This window comes from Streptococcus pluranimalium (assembly GCF_047785745.1).
GTDB lineage: Bacteria > Bacillota > Bacilli > Lactobacillales > Streptococcaceae > Streptococcus > Streptococcus pluranimalium_B.
In genome coordinates this window covers 1-17,319 of the sequence record NZ_JBLOJT010000030.1, presented here as the reverse complement: position 1 = coordinate 17,319, position 17,319 = coordinate 1, and the positions used below count along the sequence as shown (strand labels likewise).

The 17,319-nt window shown below is 38.0% G+C and carries 20 protein-coding genes and 1 pseudogene; 1 reads left to right on the top strand and 20 read right to left on the bottom strand.

Annotation, left to right across the window (positions count from 1 at the left end; all coding sequences use genetic code 11):
* Nucleotides 1-52: 52 nt before the first annotated feature.
* From ACMZ6U_RS05070 to ACMZ6U_RS04995, 16 genes and pseudogenes are all read right to left on the bottom strand, one after another.
* A complete protein-coding gene (locus ACMZ6U_RS05070; protein ID WP_416106815.1) occupies nt 53-1,183 on the bottom strand; it encodes an N-acetyldiaminopimelate deacetylase in 1,131 nt (376 codons plus the stop codon).
* 54 nt (nt 1,184-1,237) lie between these two features.
* On the bottom strand, nt 1,238-1,936 hold the full coding sequence (dapD, locus tag ACMZ6U_RS05065; protein ID WP_115131050.1) for a 2,3,4,5-tetrahydropyridine-2,6-dicarboxylate N-acetyltransferase: 699 nt from the start codon (nt 1,934-1,936) through the stop codon (nt 1,238-1,240).
* A 99-nt stretch (nt 1,937-2,035) separates the two neighbouring features.
* Nucleotides 2,036-2,446 (bottom strand): transcriptional regulator, encoded by a 411-nt coding sequence (locus ACMZ6U_RS05060; protein ID WP_416106812.1) that lies wholly within the window; start codon nt 2,444-2,446, stop codon nt 2,036-2,038.
* A gap of 12 nt (nt 2,447-2,458) precedes the next feature.
* The gene (locus ACMZ6U_RS05055) at nt 2,459-2,968 is read right to left on the bottom strand and encodes a hypothetical protein (protein WP_416106810.1); all 510 of its coding nucleotides are present in this window, start codon (nt 2,966-2,968) and stop codon (nt 2,459-2,461) included.
* A 145-nt stretch (nt 2,969-3,113) separates the two neighbouring features.
* Nucleotides 3,114-3,302 (bottom strand): annotated as a pseudogene (gene pgi, locus ACMZ6U_RS05050) (glucose-6-phosphate isomerase); the annotation flags it as partial.
* A gap of 21 nt (nt 3,303-3,323) precedes the next feature.
* Nucleotides 3,324-4,010 carry a fructose-6-phosphate aldolase gene (locus ACMZ6U_RS05045; protein ID WP_416106808.1) on the bottom strand — a complete coding sequence of 229 codons (687 nt, stop codon included), beginning with the start codon at nt 4,008-4,010 and terminating at the stop codon, nt 3,324-3,326.
* 13 nt (nt 4,011-4,023) lie between these two features.
* A complete protein-coding gene (locus tag ACMZ6U_RS05040) occupies nt 4,024-4,389 on the bottom strand; it encodes a PTS glucitol/sorbitol transporter subunit IIA (protein ID WP_416106806.1) in 366 nt (121 codons plus the stop codon).
* Nucleotides 4,390-4,421: 32 nt separating this feature from the next.
* Nucleotides 4,422-5,423 (bottom strand): PTS glucitol/sorbitol transporter subunit IIB, encoded by a 1,002-nt coding sequence (locus tag ACMZ6U_RS05035; protein WP_416106804.1) that lies wholly within the window; start codon nt 5,421-5,423, stop codon nt 4,422-4,424.
* A gap of 22 nt (nt 5,424-5,445) precedes the next feature.
* Nucleotides 5,446-5,997: a PTS glucitol/sorbitol transporter subunit IIC gene (locus ACMZ6U_RS05030; protein WP_416106802.1), complete on the bottom strand. Its 552-nt coding sequence runs from the start codon at nt 5,995-5,997 to the stop codon at nt 5,446-5,448.
* Between the two features lie 17 nt (nt 5,998-6,014).
* Nucleotides 6,015-6,494 (bottom strand): transcriptional regulator GutM, encoded by a 480-nt coding sequence (locus ACMZ6U_RS05025; protein WP_416106801.1) that lies wholly within the window; start codon nt 6,492-6,494, stop codon nt 6,015-6,017.
* Nucleotides 6,491-8,356, bottom strand: a complete 1,866-nt coding sequence (locus ACMZ6U_RS05020) for a BglG family transcription antiterminator (RefSeq protein WP_416106799.1) — start codon at nt 8,354-8,356, stop codon at nt 6,491-6,493. Before ACMZ6U_RS05020 ends, ACMZ6U_RS05025 begins: the two co-directional genes overlap by 4 nt.
* A gap of 24 nt (nt 8,357-8,380) precedes the next feature.
* Complete coding sequence (locus ACMZ6U_RS05015; RefSeq protein WP_416106797.1) at nt 8,381-9,181, bottom strand: SDR family oxidoreductase; 801 nt, start codon at nt 9,179-9,181, stop codon at nt 8,381-8,383.
* A gap of 160 nt (nt 9,182-9,341) precedes the next feature.
* Nucleotides 9,342-10,691 (bottom strand): glucose-6-phosphate isomerase, encoded by a 1,350-nt coding sequence (locus tag ACMZ6U_RS05010; RefSeq protein WP_115131042.1) that lies wholly within the window; start codon nt 10,689-10,691, stop codon nt 9,342-9,344.
* A gap of 170 nt (nt 10,692-10,861) precedes the next feature.
* A complete protein-coding gene (locus tag ACMZ6U_RS05005) occupies nt 10,862-11,479 on the bottom strand; it encodes a phosphate-starvation-inducible PsiE family protein (RefSeq protein WP_416106795.1) in 618 nt (205 codons plus the stop codon).
* Between the two features lie 144 nt (nt 11,480-11,623).
* Nucleotides 11,624-12,457, bottom strand: a complete 834-nt coding sequence (locus ACMZ6U_RS05000) for a hypothetical protein (protein WP_416106793.1) — start codon at nt 12,455-12,457, stop codon at nt 11,624-11,626.
* 36 nt (nt 12,458-12,493) lie between these two features.
* Nucleotides 12,494-12,895, bottom strand: coding sequence for an ABC transporter permease (locus ACMZ6U_RS04995; RefSeq protein ID WP_416106791.1), 402 nt, complete (start codon nt 12,893-12,895; stop codon nt 12,494-12,496).
* A gap of 165 nt (nt 12,896-13,060) precedes the next feature.
* Here ACMZ6U_RS04995 and ACMZ6U_RS04990 point away from each other — a divergent pair, with 165 nt between their 5' ends.
* Nucleotides 13,061-13,567, top strand: a complete 507-nt coding sequence (locus ACMZ6U_RS04990) for a TetR/AcrR family transcriptional regulator (protein ID WP_416106789.1) — start codon at nt 13,061-13,063, stop codon at nt 13,565-13,567.
* 276 nt (nt 13,568-13,843) lie between these two features.
* Here ACMZ6U_RS04990 and ACMZ6U_RS04985 read toward each other — a convergent pair whose 3' ends face one another.
* From ACMZ6U_RS04985 to ACMZ6U_RS04970, 4 genes are all read right to left on the bottom strand, one after another.
* Complete coding sequence (locus ACMZ6U_RS04985; protein ID WP_416106787.1) at nt 13,844-14,674, bottom strand: methyltransferase domain-containing protein; 831 nt, start codon at nt 14,672-14,674, stop codon at nt 13,844-13,846.
* Between the two features lie 132 nt (nt 14,675-14,806).
* Nucleotides 14,807-16,246, bottom strand: coding sequence for an FAD/NAD(P)-binding protein (locus ACMZ6U_RS04980; protein WP_416106785.1), 1,440 nt, complete (start codon nt 16,244-16,246; stop codon nt 14,807-14,809).
* A gap of 207 nt (nt 16,247-16,453) precedes the next feature.
* A complete protein-coding gene (locus ACMZ6U_RS04975; protein WP_416106817.1) occupies nt 16,454-16,624 on the bottom strand; it encodes a DUF4947 domain-containing protein in 171 nt (56 codons plus the stop codon).
* A 515-nt stretch (nt 16,625-17,139) separates the two neighbouring features.
* The coding region (locus ACMZ6U_RS04970; RefSeq protein WP_416106783.1) for a hypothetical protein at nt 17,140-17,319 on the bottom strand (180 nt) is incomplete at its 5' end.

Genomic DNA, 17,319 nt, shown 5'->3' with positions numbered 1-17,319 from the left:
GATATAACAGGAAAAAAATACTTCGTTGATGTCAACGAAGTATTTTTTTTTGTTAATAACTTTTTTGTTTCAAAAATGTGGATATGTGCTTAACACCGAATGCAAGAGATTTTTCATTTGGACTCATTTTGGCATGATGTAGGGGGTAGGGGGTATCAATACCAAGCCAGAACATGACACCAGGGATTTTATGCAAGAGATAACCAAAATCTTCACCAGTCATAGCTGGTGGGCAGTTGATAAGGTTGACTTCAGGCTGATTTTGGAAGAAGGTCATTAGCTCTTGAGCCAATAGTGGATTATTTTCAACAGGCAGATAGCCGCTGGGATTGAGAATAACATCGACTTCCATGCCAAAACTAGCAGCAACCCCTTCAGCAATCGTTTGGACACGATTTTGGATATGGAGGCTCATGTCTTGCGTTAGGGCACGGATGGTTCCGTGCATGAAGGCAGTCTCAGAAATAACATTGTTTGTTGTCCCTGCTTGCATAGCACCAAAGGTCACAACACCACCCTCGATAGGGTCGACGTTGCGGCTAACAACGGTCTGCACTTGAGTGATAAAGTAAGCAGCCGCAACTAAGGCATCATTTGATTGATGTGGAAAGGCAGCATGACCACCTTTACCTTTGAAGGTGATTTTTACTTCGCAAGTTCCTGCAAAAAGTGTCCCCGTATTGGTTGCAATATCACCGACTTTCATGTCTGGTCTCACATGGAGTCCGTAAAATTCATCTGGTTTCCAGTCGCCAAAGGCACCATCCTCATACATAAGCATCCCACCCGCAAAATTCTCCTCAGCTGGCTGGAATAAGAAGAGAAGGTTTTCTTTGGGGTGGGTCTGTGTTAGCTCCTCAAGAAGGCCTAAAGCCAGTGTCATGTGCATATCGTGGCCACAGGCGTGCATACGACCATCGTGTTGACTGGCAAAATCCAGTCCTGTTTCTTCAATGATTGGCAGACCATCAATATCTGTTCGCCAACCGATGGTTTTCTGAGCGTTATAGCCTTCTACAAAAACAAGTATTCCAGTACGCCAAGTTTTTTGTTTGACGAAGGGTTTTCCTTGGGTCAATTCTTCAATTGTTTTGAGGAGATAGGCTTGGGTTTTGAATTCTTCTAAGCCAATTTCAGGGATTTGGTGGAGATCACGTCTAATTTGGATTAAATCTAAAGCCATAATAATATTTCCTGCTTGTGATAAAAGCTGAGCTATGCTCAGCTTTCTTAGTTATTAGAGGTTACGAAGGGCATCTTCTAATGCCGTTTTTTGTTGCGTTTGAGCATCGATTTCTTTGATGATACGAGCTGGAACCCCAGCAACAACAACGTTTTCTGGAACATCTTCGGTAACAATGGCACCTGCTGCAACAACAGAACCATTACCAATTTGCACACCTTCAATAACAACAGCATTGGCACCAACTAGAACATTGTCACCAACACGGACAGGCTCAGCGGAAGCAGGTTCGATAACCCCAGCAAGAACGGCTCCAGCACCGATGTGGCTATTTTTACCGACGGTTGCACGACCACCGAGAATGGCACCCATATCAATCATAGTACCAGCACCAATCTCAGCACCAATGTTGATGATAGCCCCCATCATAATAACGGCATTATCTTCGATGGTAACTTGGTCACGAATGATAGCGCCTGGTTCGATACGAGCGTTGAGGTGACGTTTATCTAAGAGGGGAACCGCAGAGTTACGACCATCTTGTTCAACAACATAATCCACGTTTTCAGTCATGCCTTCAAGGAGTGGTTCGATATCTTTCCAATCTCCAAAAAGAACATTACTAAGTTGAATAACTGAGGCAGGAATCTCAGCAGTTACTTGTCCAGCGTAGGTTACTTTAACATTTGTTTTCTTTTCGGCATTGCTAATGTAGGCAATAATTTCTTGAGCAGTCATTTTTTGAGCAGTCATCATAATCTCCTTGGCAGTTAATGGTTTTATTATAACAAATAGTCAGAAAATTTGAAAGAATATAAAAAGAAGCTTATTCAACTTCTTTATTTGAACGATTCATTTTTTCCATTTAAGGAATGCTTGATATTGTTCACCACTTATGAGATTATCTTCGATGTCATCAATTTCTGGAGAAGTAAACTCTACTGCCGTATCAATGATCGGGTTATTCGTTTGAATTTTTTTCTTCTTATAGCTTTTATTTGATTTCACGCTAGCATCTACATTTATCTTATTATTAGCAATATTTCCAAAGATAGCTCCAAGTCCTAGCCATTTACCTGTTTTAATTAGTTCAGAAAGTGTATTTCCAATAATCCCTAAGATCATCAACAGTAGTATTGGGGAGAACATGGTAATAGGAAATAATAACATCTCCAAATATTCACCAAGAATGAATTTTAGAATACCTAAAGATAAACCAAGGCAGATAATAATGTACAAGCATCCCTTTCCAAAGTTACTCATGAAAACCCCCATCTAAATTCCGTTAGCTATATTATCAGTGTAAGTTTTCAACTCGTCACGATAGTTTTTTAAAAATTGTACTAATTCTTCTTTACCAACAATGGGAGTATTTTTCATAGGACCGTATTGTTGTTTCTGCTGCTCAATGGTGGCAGTAACTTCTTCTTTCATCGTTTGATAGGATGGATCACCACCCACTCCATATTGTTTTACAGCTGCTTCATAATTGGTGATATATTCGTTAACAATAAGTTCATACATATCCAAATAGTTTGCATAAGTGACGATTGATTCAATGGTTGCGTCACTAGTATCCGTGGGATAAAAACTATCTTTTTCTGTAGCTCTTTCGTTGTTTTGAAAGCTTTCTTTACTCGTTAATGAACTAGATGGTACTGTTTTTGAACTTTTACTAGAATCACTCTTTCCTGAAAAAGCAAATATTGCAATGGTTACAATTCCCACCACAATAATTCCAATTATGCCAAAGCAACCAAAACATCCTTTACCAACGTTTTTCATCATAATCTCCTTTGAAGTATCAAATTTTTTCTAAATCTAATTATATATATATCACTTGTCAACATTGATATGATAAGATTTATAAGGATTTTTTCTCAAAAAAAGAGCCTCTATTGAGACTCCTGATTCCTATATATTATTTATATTAAAGACGTGCGTTAAGTTCTGCGCCGAGGTCTTCAAATCCTGGTTTACCTAGAAGGGCAAACATGTTTTTCTTGTAGGCTTCAACACCTGGTTGGTCAAACGGGTTAACGCTGTTGAGGTAACCTGAAAGACCGATTGCCAATTCGAAGAAGTAGATAGCGTAGCCAAGTGTGAATTCGTTTTGTTTTGTGTTAATCTCGATATTGCATCATTTATGAAAGAGGTCATCGATTGTTTGTGTTCCGTGAATAACTTTCCAATCTTCTTGAAAGTCTTCAACTGCTTTGACGATTGTGTTTGACGATAGAAGTTGTTCAATGAGTTCGGGAGAGACTGTAATAGCCTGTGCTCCCGCATCAAATGTACCATTTATTTGTTCAATCGTTTTATAACTCGCTCCTAGTAGTTTGCTTTGACTATTCGTTCGCTCGATTTCTTTTTGAAGAGATGACATAACTGATTCTGCATTTATTCCTAAATTTTCCATGCGATTATAATAAGGCGCTAAGTAATCGGCATTAGCAGCAATAGCTAGAAAACCTTGTAGTTTTGTGTAAATAGCTGTCGCAGTGATATTTACACCCTGTTTTTTAAGAGCTTTAATAGCTTTTAGTCCCTCAAAAGTTACAGGAATTTTTATGTATACTGATGGATCAATACCCTCTCGAATGGCATGAGCTTCTTTAATCATTTTGTCAGCAGTAGTAGCTGTGACTTGAACATGGAGAGTTTGCTCAAGTTCAATGATATTCCTGATTTTTCGGAGGTGTTCAAAGAAATCAATCTCACCTTCCTTCTTTAGAATTGATGGATTGGTTGTGATACCTTTTAGAGGCAATACATTTTGAAGAGATTCAATGCTCTCGATATTAGCTGTATCAAGTAGTATTTCCATAGTGAGAGTCTCCTTAAGAAACAATTTTGACGCTTGTACCTAGATTTAGCTTAGGTAAATGATGAGCTGAAACGTGTAATGTCCCAGGCAGAGAGCCTTCTGTTGAACCATCAAAACTAATTGTAATATGTCCTAAATTTTTAAGATTTTTCTCAACTACTTCTCCGACGAAAGTTATAGGGAAGACTAATTCATCAATAAGAACAGTTCCGCCAATCTGTATTGACCCAGAAAGCTCTTTATTGTTAATGGTAAAACAAAATTCTGCTAAATCAGTTGGAGCCCCTTCTCCAAAAAGGACGAGCATATTAGCGTCTTCAATCATCCCTTCTGCTTCAGGACCGATAGCTGTTACGGTAGTGTTAAAAATAGTTGACATAGTAATCTTCTTTCTAAAAGGTTAATTGTTGATTATTGGTAGAGTCCGATACTTGCTAACCATGCGACAAGTACACGTGGGACACCATTTAAGAATCTAGAATAGAGTACAGAAGGGACTCCAACTTCTACAGTTTTTGCTTCAGCTTCTGTAAGTCCCAATGCTACAGGGATGAAGTCACAACCATTTTGGGTATTAATAGCGAATAAAGCAGGAAGAGCCATTTGAGGTGGAATATTTCCTTTGCCAATTTGTACCCCGATAAGAGTCCCAACAATTTGTGAGATGACTGCGCCAGGACCTAGAAGTGGAGAGAGAAATGGCAATGAACACACAAAACCAATAATAACCAGTCCCCAAATATTCCCTGCTAAGGGTGCTAATAGATTGGCAATCCAAGTACCAACACCAGAACCATTGATAATACCAATTAAGAGTGATACGAATGCCATAAAGGGAAGGATTGTATTTAGCATTGTTTGAATGGCATCACGAGCAGCTTGATTAAAGGTTGCAACGACTTTCCCAGCTCCCATACCAATACGTGCGACAAAACTTTTTTCAGCACGTTGTTCGGTAATTTTCTTACTTGTATCATAAGAACTTGATTTTTCAGTAGAAGGTTCAGTGACAGTTGCTTTTTGAATATTTGTAAGACTGTCTTCAGTAGGGCTTATTTGATTTACGCCAACAGCTGACACGTAAATATCTTCTGTAATGTATTGTGCTAGTGGTCCGGATTTTCCCGTAGCGACGATGTTGATGGTTGGGATACCTTTCTTGGGATAGATACCACAACGAAGTGTACCACCACAGTCAACAATAGCCAGAGCAATTTCTTCATCAGGGATTGATGTTTTGAATCCATTGATGGCTTCCATGCCGGTTAAATCAACGATTTTATCAACAATTTCTGGTTTTTCGCCACCACCTGTGATATAGATGAATTTATGTTTTTCCTCCGTAGGGGTGATCAAAAGTGGTCCACCAAAACCACCATTACCTTTAACAACTTTGATACTATTATATGTCATGATTATTCTCCTAGATTGTTGCTTATTTATCTAATTGTACCGTTTTACTTAATTGAATACCTTGTTGTTTACAAACAAAGGCTGTTGTAAAGTCAGTGACCCAACCACCTAGCGCATTCATTATGAGACCGACAAGTAGGTAGCGTACTGCCAGTTCCATTTGACTTAAGCCTAAAGTTTCGATACCAGTAGCAATTCCTAAGTAAACAAAGAGTTCACCTGGATTGATGTGGGGGAATACACCGTTAGAGGTGTGACAAAATTGCATTTGTGCAGCAATAAAGCTTGGTTTATAGTATTCTGGTAGGAATCTTCCCATACTCATGGACATTGGATTCCCCAGCATAAAGGCGGAAAGAAAAGGTAATAACATGTATCGTGTTAGTGGATTTTTGGCAGAAAACTCACCAACTTTATTCATTTTTTCTTCACCAATGAGTGCAATGATTGCATTCATTGCTACTAATAGCATTAAGACAACTGGCACAATTCCTGTCATCCAGCTGATAAAAGTATCTGCACCAGCTTGAAAGAGATCCATAAAGCCTTCTGCAAATTTAGTAATGTAATCCATAAAAAACCTCCTAATGGTTATAGTGATTTGTTAGTTAATTTGAATCGAGAGAGGAGTGATTTTATTTGTAAGCTCCAATCAATCATTGGAATACTTTTAGGAACTTCTTGATAAGTTCCTGCCTCAATAGTGAGGAAAACATCCCTAGCATCCTTTATAGCAATTTGAGTCAGTTTATTTTCTTGACGAACAAGAGGATTATAATGATCTAAATAGTGTAAATCGTGATTGATATACTGTGGCATGTCTTTAAAGCGAGCGCCAATAGTAACACCTTGAATCTTTTTAGCGGCGCTAATTTTTCCCTTAGAATCAATAGCAAACATGACAATCGTCCCTGATTTAAACTTACCAGAACGGCGTCCAATAGCAACACGGCCTTTTCTACGAAGTTCGATATAGACACTGTTAAAATGTTTAATTTGTTTGAAACCCAAAAAGATTTGTAGGGTGTAGGCCATGACTATAATCATAGCAAGAAAGACAATAGGGCTCATTTTAATACTCCTTTACATTTTATAAGTGATTGAAATGCATCTGTAGATGTGAGTGTTTTTAATTCTTGTTTGATGTCATCGTTGTTAGCAATTCTAAAAATATCATCGTACAGTGATAAAAGTTCTTTTTCCATTGCTGGAGTAGAGTGTTCAGGAATAGCTAACATGAAAATGAGATCAACAGATTTATTGGAAGTTCGATAGGTTTCATCAAGAACACCTAGAAGTAAGGTTACTTGTTTTTTAGTGTGAGTTGTATGAGGAAAAGCAATACCTTGCCCGAAAATAGTTGATTGCTTATCCTCTCGCTTTAAGATATTCAGATGAAAATTGTTATCAACATACTGTTCTTCTTCTAAATAATTAGCCATTGTTAAGAGGTACTGCCGATAATCAGTTTGAGTATTTAAACGCATAAATGTCAACTGAACATGTTCAAACTGCTGATATTCCCAGTTGCTAATTTCTTCCCACTTTGTTCTTAGCCATTGATCATCAAATAGGTTAGTCAATTGGATAACTGGAGGTGAGATATTTTGAAATTTAAGAGGGATAGTCGTGAATATAGCAGAATACTTTTTAGCTTGAAGCGGATTGAAGTTCTCTTCAGAATATTGATCAATTGTAATTTCATTGCCGATGATACGTCTGATTTGCCGATTAATCATAGTTGCGGTTCCCCTACCTGTTGTACAAACAACAGCTATTTTTCGAGAGTCAAATCCTTCTTCTGTTTTCGTCTCTCTGAGTCCCATCTCGAAATAAAGAGCTAGGTAACTAATTTCTGAGCTATCAACAGGATACTTGAACATATCTCTTAAAACAGTAGAAGCGTCACTTGCCAGTTGATAAGCAAGAGGGTATTTTTCTTTTATTTCCCCGTGAAATAAATCATTTGCCTGAGTATGAAAAATTAAACGATTTAAGAGAAATCTGAGGTGCATATGCATATCAACAAACAGTTTTTCGCTATTAATTTGAAAATCAAATGTATCTTTGGAACGAGAAATCATTTTCTGAAAAACATGTAGAATAAGATGGTTTGATACTTCTTGATAAGGTAGGTTATCAATGTATTGCATGTTTAATGGAAATGCTAGGAAGTCCTGCTCATATTGGCTAAGCGAAATGTGATAGGTCGTTTCGATATGAAAAACGAGTTGCTCCATAATTTCACTATCTTTTAAACCATTGCTAAAATAAGGAATAGACTTTTCGAGTAGATGGCCATGTTGTAATCGAAAAATCATTATAGCAATGACTTTGGATAGTAGGTCTTGGACGCTTTTAGGCAATTGATAAGTTTGATAACATTCTTTTAAAAATTGTTCTGTTTCTAGAGAAAGTGTTGTAGCGTTAAAATAAGCATAAACATTATGACAATAAAATAAACGTAGCTGTAGTTCATCGCCTCTGACGGATAATCCTTGATTAGTCTTTCCGATAATAGTTATTTGATAATGGTTAGCTAATTGTTTAACCTGTTTTAAATCTTTATTAATAGTTGTTCGACTGACACCTATTTCCTCTGCTAAATTATCAATGAGTATAGGCTTTGTGGCATGAAGCAACCGTTTGATGATGTATGATGTTCTTTTACTAGAAGAATTAAAGTCACTCTCTTTACGTAGACTTCCTGCTAGTATGTCTTCTAAGCGACTGTAATTAAATACTTGTAAGGAAAGTTGATCTCCTTGTTTTGTAATATGAAGATCATTGTCCAAGATATCATTTAATTGTTCAATGCTGTTTAGTAATGTTTTTTGACTGATACTTAATGCTTTTTGAACTTCCCGAAGTGGAAGGTAAGGTTGTCCTACTAAAAGATTCAATATTTGGTACCAACGATTTACTAAGGCCAATCTATCACCACCCTCATTATTAAATTAACCGCGTGTTTTTCCACCAGCAACATTTGTAGTAATACCTGTAATATAACTAGAACGATCAGAGATGTAGTAGGCTACAAGATCTGCAACTTCACTTAATTTTCCACTACGTCCCAAAGGTGTAGTACTTGTTGATGTATAACCAGCGCGAATTTCTTCAACTGTTTTTCCTCTAGTATATCCAAGAGCTTCTTCGTAGGCAAGAGTTCTCAAACCAGTAGCTTCCATGATACCTGGTGCGATACCGACAACACGTACATGATATTTGCCAAGTTCTTTAGCCCATGATCGTGTGTAACTGTATACGGCAGCTTTTGTTGCAGCGTAAGCACTTTGCCCCTCTGAACCTTCTAGTCCAGCTTCCGACGCCATATTAATAATAACACCATCTTTTTTATCAACTAGAATTCTTCCTACTGCTTGACTAACGAGGTAAAGTCCTTTTTGGTTAATCATAGTGATTTTTTCAAATGTTGCGTCATCTAATTCGTACTGACCTCCAGGATTATTAGGGTCAACAAGGAGACGAGGAATATTAATGCCAGCGTTATTAACAAGGGCATCGATTGTACCAAACTTATCTATAACAGCTTGTACCCCAGCTTCGACCTGTTCACGAGAAGTAACATCTACCTTCACGAATAAAAGATTTTTATGTTTTAAATTTCCTTCGGTGATATCAAAATTAGCAACGTTAGCATCAAGTGCTAATAATTCTTCAACGATAGCAGCTCCAATTCCTGAAGAAGCTCCCGTAACAACAACTGTTTTCCCAGCAATATTTAACCAATCTGTCATGATTAAACTCCTTTTATTTTGATAGCTTTATTATAAAACGCTTACAAAATAAAATTAAGACACACTTTTTCAAGCTTTTAAAAAATTTCCTTTACTAATTTTTATGGCAGTAAAAAAGAGTCCCTTTTCAGGGCTCTTCATTTTGTATTCAATCAGTAGATTAGAGACGTGCGTTAAGTTCTGCGCCGAGGTCTTCAAATCCTGGTTTACCTAGAAGGGCAAACATGTTTTTCTTGTAGGCTTCAACACCTGGTTGGTCAAACGGGTTAACGCTGTTGAGGTAACCTGAAAGACCGATTGCCAATTCGAAGAAGTAGATAGCGTAGCCAAGTGTGAATTCGTTTTGTTCTGGAAGGGTTACAAACATGTTTGGAACGCCACCATCTGTGTGGGCAAGAAGGACCCCGTCAGTTGCTTTTTTGTTAACGAAGTCAACGTCTTTACCTTGTAGGTAACCAAGACCATCAAGGTCTTCAGCCATTTCAGGGATAAGAACGTTTTTACGTGGTTTGTCCACACGAATAACAGTTTCAAAGATGTTACGGTAACCTTCTTGGATGAATTGTCCAAGTGAGTGAAGGTCTGTTGAGAAGTTAGCCGATGTTGGATAGATACCTTTTTGGTCTTTACCTTCTGATTCACCAGCTAATTGTTTCCACCATTCACCAAAGTATTGAAGTGATGGCTCATAGTTAGCCAAGATTTCAGTGACGTAGCCTTTGCGGTAAAGAACGTTACGGACGGCTGCATATTGGTAAGCAATGTTTTCAGAGATTTTATCTGATGACAATTCTTGACGAGCAGCGTTAGCACCTTCCATAAGGGCAGTGATGTCAGCACCAGCAGCCGCGATTGGAAGAAGACCTACAGCTGTAAGGACTGAGAAACGTCCTCCAACGTTATCTGGAACAACGTAAGTTTCCCAGTTGTTGGCGTCAGCTTCAACTTTAACGGCACCTTTAACTTTGTCAGTTGTCGCATAGATGCGTTTGTTAGCTTCTTCTTGACCGTATTTTTTAACCAAAAGCTCTTTGAAGACACGGAAAGCGATAGCTGGTTCAGTTGTTGTTCCTGATTTTGAAATCACGTTTACTGAGAATTCTTTGTCTTGAACGTATTCTACTAAATCAGCAAGGTAAGTTGATGAGATAGAGTTTCCAGCGTAAAGAATTTGAGGTGCTTTGCGTTCTTCAGCAGTTTGCAAGTTAGCAAAGTGGTTGTTCAAGAAATCGATAGCAGCTTTGGCACCAAGGTATGACCCACCGATACCGATAACGACAAGAACTTCGCTGTCAGATTGAATTTTTTTAGCAGCTTCTTGGATACGAGCAAATTCTTCTTTGTCGTAGTTTTCTGGAAGGTCCAACCAACCTAAGAAGTCTGAACCAGGTCCAGTACCTTGACGAAGCATGTTATCTGCAGCTGTCACTTGTGCTTGCATGTAGTCAAGCTCATGTGGTGCCACAAACTGATCAAGGACTTTTGAATAATCAAATTGAATATGTGTCATTTTAATACTCCTCTTAGTTTTGAGTTCAGATACTATAATACTCTTTTGTGAGTCTTTTTTCAATCATTTCAGATTAATTTCGCAAAAAAATGTAAGCGTTGTAAACCCATGAAAACCAAAGATAGAATTTGCTGAAATTTTCTTGGGAAAATAAATGATTTTTCAGAAAATCAATGGTGTGACTTAATGATTTCTACGCGGGTAATAACGCCACCTTTCATGCTGTCAATGCGTAGTGCAACATTCTTAAAGTAAACGGATGCTCCGATTGCAACGGTCTTTTCCTCCTCTTGAAGGTGTCTAACCATAAAATCGCGCATTAGTTCTTGTTTTTTGCTAGGAAGGTTGACACGTGCCAGGACATTGGCCAATTTCACCTTTTGACTGCCCCTAACAATAATACTATGATGATCATCGAAGTTACTGAGAAGGTATTTACGAGCTGCTAGTAAGATGGTTAGACTAATGACACTTAATAAGGTATCTAAAGGGTTACCATGTGCAACGACAAGTTGACGTGCCATGGCAAAGAGCAATACTTCAATGATGGTACTAGAGGAATGTTTGGTTAACATTTTAATCAACTCAACACCAATGGCAATACTCATGGCTTGGTTTAGAAAATTTTGCAAATAGTGTTCAATCGTGTTACTAGAAGAGAAAATCCCAGAGACATCAATGACAAGACGGGTTGTCAAGGTCATTAGAACAACGACTAAAATAATAGAGATAATAATTTCAACGTAAAAAGATAATTCGTAGAGAATGGTTTGTAGAAATTTTCGCATAAGAGCTCCTGATACGGTAGTTTTAAAAGAAATAGCTTTTCTTACTTTCTATAGTAACACAAAACACTTGTTTCGGTGTGAAAACCTTTTCTTGAACTCTAAAAGAAAACTAGCTACAGGTATGAAAGTAGCTAGTTACGTTATCTAAAATAAAGATAAGATATCGATATCAGGTCTTGGTGCTGCATTTTTACGGTAACGGATAGGTAAAATGATTAGGGTTATAAGGATTGATACACCGGCAAGCATCAGCAACTGCATGAGAGGCTTGCTGTTTGTGCTTGTTTTAAAAATGGTATCTTGAATCAATTGCCAAGATGATGATACTGGGAGATATGGGCGGATAGCTTTGAGAGTTGGCGCCATCAAGTATTCTGGAATCATAGTTCCTGCCGTCACCACTTGCGCCAATGTTAATGGTAAGGTCACAAGGAAGGCAACTGCTCCAAGAACCATATAAATGGTTAAAATCAACTGGAAGCTGACAAAGGTGTTGAGCGTTAAAATACCAAAGAGCTTAATCGTGGTTTCTTGACCAAAATGGTTAATCCAAGAGAGCATTAGGGATCTCGCACTGCCGACGGCTAGTGAAATCAGTAGGTAATCAACTTCAAGGGCAAGCCAACCAAGCCATTTGCGAGATACCTTAAAACGGATGGCCTTTTTAAAGACAAAACTATAGAGGATGATGGATGAAATCATGGCGCCGATGTAACTTGAGACAGGGGTGATCATTGGCATCATAATGAGGTTCATTTTAGAGGTTGGTTTTGGATTGACGTTCTTGCTGTTTTCAGTAACGCTATTGAGGTCAACGGCATTTTTAGCAGCTTGTGTAAACTGCTCTTGGTACTTAGCTGTCACGGTTTTTTGGACAGTTTCGAGTTTGGTTGGGTCTGTACCGACGGCTTTTTTGATGTCAGCTTCGATTCGAGGTTTAGTTACTTCCATCATTGATTTAACAAGTACAGCCTGCATTTTTTTGTTAGATACTGCTAAATTAAGTTTGCTTGTTCATTTGCTGGCAATGGTTGTCCCCGTTTGTTTACTGATGGTATCACCGGCACTGTTACAGAAGTAATTGAGTTTGACAGTCTTACCTTGAACCATGTCTTCGGTGTAATGTTCAGGGATATTGATGACCAAAGCTGCATCATGGTTGCGAAGGATTGCTTTAGCATTCTTTAGGTTACTTTCGTCTTGGCTTGCAAAATTTAGGGGATCTTTCATTGATTTGACAATAGCTTTGCCTTTATCACCGTCTTGATTGACGTAGACGATCTTGTTTTTTTGGGGACGGTCAGCAGTGTATTGATAGCCCCCGATGTAAATGCCAATCATGGCAATTTGATAAATCACAGCAATGACCATTGCGATGAGTGTCAGTTTGTTTAAAATAATTTTTTTAAAAGTCATGGTGTCTCCTTTTTCAAATTAAAAACGATAAGGGGTATTATAGGACGATTGCTTTGCTCATTCAATCAGCAATTTCTCTAAAAGCGCTGCTTATCAAACGTTCCCTGTGAAATCGTTGTATATTTCAAGAAAAAAGCTAAAATAGATAGTATTGAGGAGGCATTTATGGATAAGCGAGTTATCAAAACAAAAAAGGCTATCAAAGATGCCTTTGTTACGCTACGACAAGATAAGCCGATTGAAAAAATTTATGTGGAAAACTTGTGTCGCGAGGCGCTCATTAATAAGTCGACCTTTTACCGTTATTACACCGATATTTATGACCTTGTCGAACAATTACAAGAAGAAGCCTTAGAACCCATTCGCCAGTTTCTATTGGGAAATCCTGTTAAAGAAGAGGATATGGAGACCTTTATTGATGATATTGAAGTGGCCATTACTCAGGTTTATAGTGCTAACAAACCTCTATTTAGCAATCAGGATGAGACCTTAGAAAAAACCTTTCAACTCTATCAAGAAACCATCTTAGAAAATGTTTCTGAAGAAGCTCGGTTGAGGCTATCCTTTGCAGTTGGTGGTGCCTACACGATCCTAAAAAATAATCAATATAGCTTAAGAGAGGACCAAAAAGTTATCCTTTATGATCTCTTTAAGAGAATATTTGCAGATTAAAAAAAACGTCCAGTGGACGTTTTTTTCACGAGCCAAGAAATAGGACAGCGAGTCAGTCCAGTGGACGTTTTTTTCACGAGCCAAGAAATAGGACAGCGAGTCAGTCCAGTGGACGTTTTTTTCACGAGCCAAGAAATAGGACAGCGAGTCAGTCCAGTGGACGTTTTTTCACGAGCCGAGAAATGAGACAGCAAGTTAGTCCAATGGGCTAACTCACTTTTGCCTTGAGTATAAGTTTTTATATCTCTGGTTGATAAGTTTAAGGAAAGCGACATCTTAATCTTCTAGTTTTGCAACTAAGATATCTGCTGCAATGGTGATCTCTGTTAGACCTTGCCAGTCGATTTGGTCCAAATCAACATGGAAAAAAAGAGGTGTCATCTGAGCGAAATCGAGTAGCTGTCCCTGAGTTGCTGGTAAGGTTTTACTAGTGTGATTGATGTCAAATACTGGAAATGCTTTGCCAAAATGGTCAAGTATTTTTTGATTGGAGTAACTTTGTTTGCTGAGTTGTTCTTTAGCTGCCTGACGTAACTCAATGACGTGTTCGTTGGCAGTGACGATCTTGATGAGTTTTCCTCCAGGTTTCAGCACTCTCTTGAACTCTTGATAATTGGCAGGTGAGTAGATGTCCAGGATGATATCAACAGATTGGTCAGCTAGAGGTAATTTTGCCAAATCTCCCACAAACCATGCCACGTTTTTGGGAATATCCTTTTTAGCAGCTAGGGTAATAGAATCCTTAGACAAATCAAAAGCTAGGACACGGTTTTTGCCCTTTTGGGCAAGTTGACGAGCGTAGTAGCCCTCTCCGCAAGCCACGTCGAGGATAACTTTTTCAGACGAATCATCAAGGACCAGTTTTTCAATTGTCTTCAAAATATGGTCGTAAAAATCAGCTTCTAAAATCTGGTGACGACGCTCAAAGGAAGCCTTGTCGTAATGTCTGTCTTTTTTGCCATTGAGAAGAAGATTGATGTAGCCTTGTTTAGCCATATCAAAGGAATGATTTTGAGGACAAACAAAGCGCTTATCGACGGCTTCAAGGGTATCTTGGCAGACAGGGCATGTAAAGAGATGAGCAGATGACTGAAGGGCGCGTGACATGGAAATCCTTTCTAAGTAGTGAGGTTTCAGTAGTATCTTAATGCAGTTATTATCAAAGAAAAAATGTCCTAAGGTTAGGAAGTTAAGGCTAGATTCTTACCGTGGATAATACTTCAAAGAGAAGGTGTTGTATTAATAGGGTAATGGCTGAATTGAACGCTCAGCCATCTTTTGAATCTTAATGGTTGAGTTATTCTGGTAAATAACACCATTGACGAGAGCGCCGTGAGCATATAGAGTGGGCATTATGCCGTATTTAGGAGAGATGACTTGGGTTGTTTCCGGAAGGATACTCAAGCCGCCTGCCTGATCAATCTGAGCCAATCTTTGATCGATAATGCTTTGTAAGAGTGGGGTAGCAGATTTGAGATTGGAAGGTGTCAATTGATAGCCAGTGGCATTGATGACAATATCAAGTTTAGAGGTCTTTTTTGATTGATTAATGAGAGAAAATCCTGAATGTTGAGGGACAATATCTGTCACATCATCAATGATATTGAGTCTGCCATCTTCATAAGCCTTTAAAATAACTTTTGCGGATTCGTCAGGCATGGGATTGCGTAGGTTGATAATGGCTTTTTCATAGACTTCCTGATATCTTTCGCGGTCTGATAGTGACATTAGAGGCCAGAGATCAGTAAACCAGTCTGCCACTCGTGAAGCCAATTGTTGTAGCAAGTAGAGTTGATTAGGATATTGAAAAGATAGGGTAATACCTTTGATACCTGCTCCTAAAAATTGATTACAAGTACTTTGCCAATCCTTAAAACCTAGTGCTTCTAATTCTGATAACAGTAAGGCTTCAAAATGCTCAAACACCACTTGTCTTTTTGGAGACGATGAGAGCTTTTGGAGATTGTCATCAGTCAGAAACTGCCAAGAGATAGATGTCTTTTCAAGGATTCTAACGGTTGGTAATAGAGAGGAACGAGAAAAGCAGGAAATCGTTACTTCGGTATTAGCAATGAGCCATTTGATAAGATCGACAGCTGCTAATCCAGTACCAATGAGTCCTACCTTTTTGGTTTGCCACTTTTGCTTGGCTAGGTTGTTGATAGGATAAGGATCAGCTATATAATTAGGACAGCCGTCTAATTGGTAGGGATCAATGACAGGCAATTGGCCACAAGCAAGATGAACATGATTAAAGATGGTAGGAAATAGCTCTCCTTGAAGATAACATTGCCATTCTTGACTTTGTGGTAGATAGGTTATCTTGTCAACTCTTTGCTTAATAAGGGTTACATTGAGCTGTTTGAAGAGCCTATCGGCGCGTTCTGAAAGGTATTGTCCAAAGAGACGCCTAGGAACATAAGTCATCTCAGTATTGTGGTTGTTCTCTTCCATCCATTCAATAAAATCAGACATGTGTTGATAGTCAAAAGAGATATCATCAATAGGTGAATTAATCAAGGCAGAGTCAACATCATCTTGAAAGGGAATCCCTTTAGCAAAATGATTAGGATCATCAAAACAAAAAATCTGCAGGTCCTGCCTTTTGTGCTTAGCCAGAGCTAGGAGAACAGCTAGCCCACTAACGCCCATTCCTAAAATAGCAACTGTTTGTTTCAAAGTAGTATGTCTCCTTATTTTTCCTATGATTAATCATAACAAAACTAATCCCAAAATGATATGTTAGTCTTTAAAATATGAAAAGTAACTACCAAACTTCTCCTGAATGCTTCATAGAAGGCTAGATGATAAAAAAGACACTAGAGTAGTGCTTAGAAAATCTAGTGCCTCTGGGTTATTTAAAGAATAAATATTGAGTATCGGGTGTCATCTAGTAGAGTTGTCCATCATCAAAAAAAGGATTTGTTGACGATTGTTATAGGTGAAGATAGTGTATTGTACTCCCATTTTCACAGCCTGATTTAAATCAACAGTATACATGTAGAAAGATTTGGTTTGTTCTTCGGTGATCGAACCAGATTGAAAAGCACGTTTAATATTGTCACGTTCAACTTGCTCTAATACGTTTTGTAATGTGGCGCTATTATTTTCAAGTTTAGAGAAGTTTGGAATCGAGTCTTTACGCTACCGTAACATTCAGGCACTTAAATTTAAAACAGAGGCAATACTACTTACTTATTCTCTTATGCTTGAAGATACCCAAAATAAGTTCGGCATAAGTTTGAAATATTCACTTGCCTATGCTTGATTAACTAGCACAACGGGTAATGAGATATAAAAATAAGAGTCTGGGACAAAAAGATTTTGACTTTAGAAAATCTTAACTAAAAACTTTTTTATATATTGAGGCAACATTTTGTCCCAGACTCTTTGTAATTGTTTAAAATTTAGAGATCTAATAAATCATAAAACTGTTCATAACCTTTGGGTAGGTTATAAAGGAATGTTGAAATATTAAAGAAATTTTCTGATTCAATTTCTTTTTCCTCAATTGTTTTAATCCAAGGAAGCATTCCTGAGTATTTGTTACAAAACATAGAATCACTTTATCTTCAATTACTGACTTCGAATCGTAAATGATTTAATTTTTTAATATTTTTCGGGAACAAAAGATGGGACAATTTTTCTTTAGACAAGCAAAAAGAGTCTGGGCAAAAACTAGCTTCAGAACATAAAAAAACGGGCATTTCCGCAGTTGGAGATGCTCGTTTTCCTATGTCATGGTTTATAAT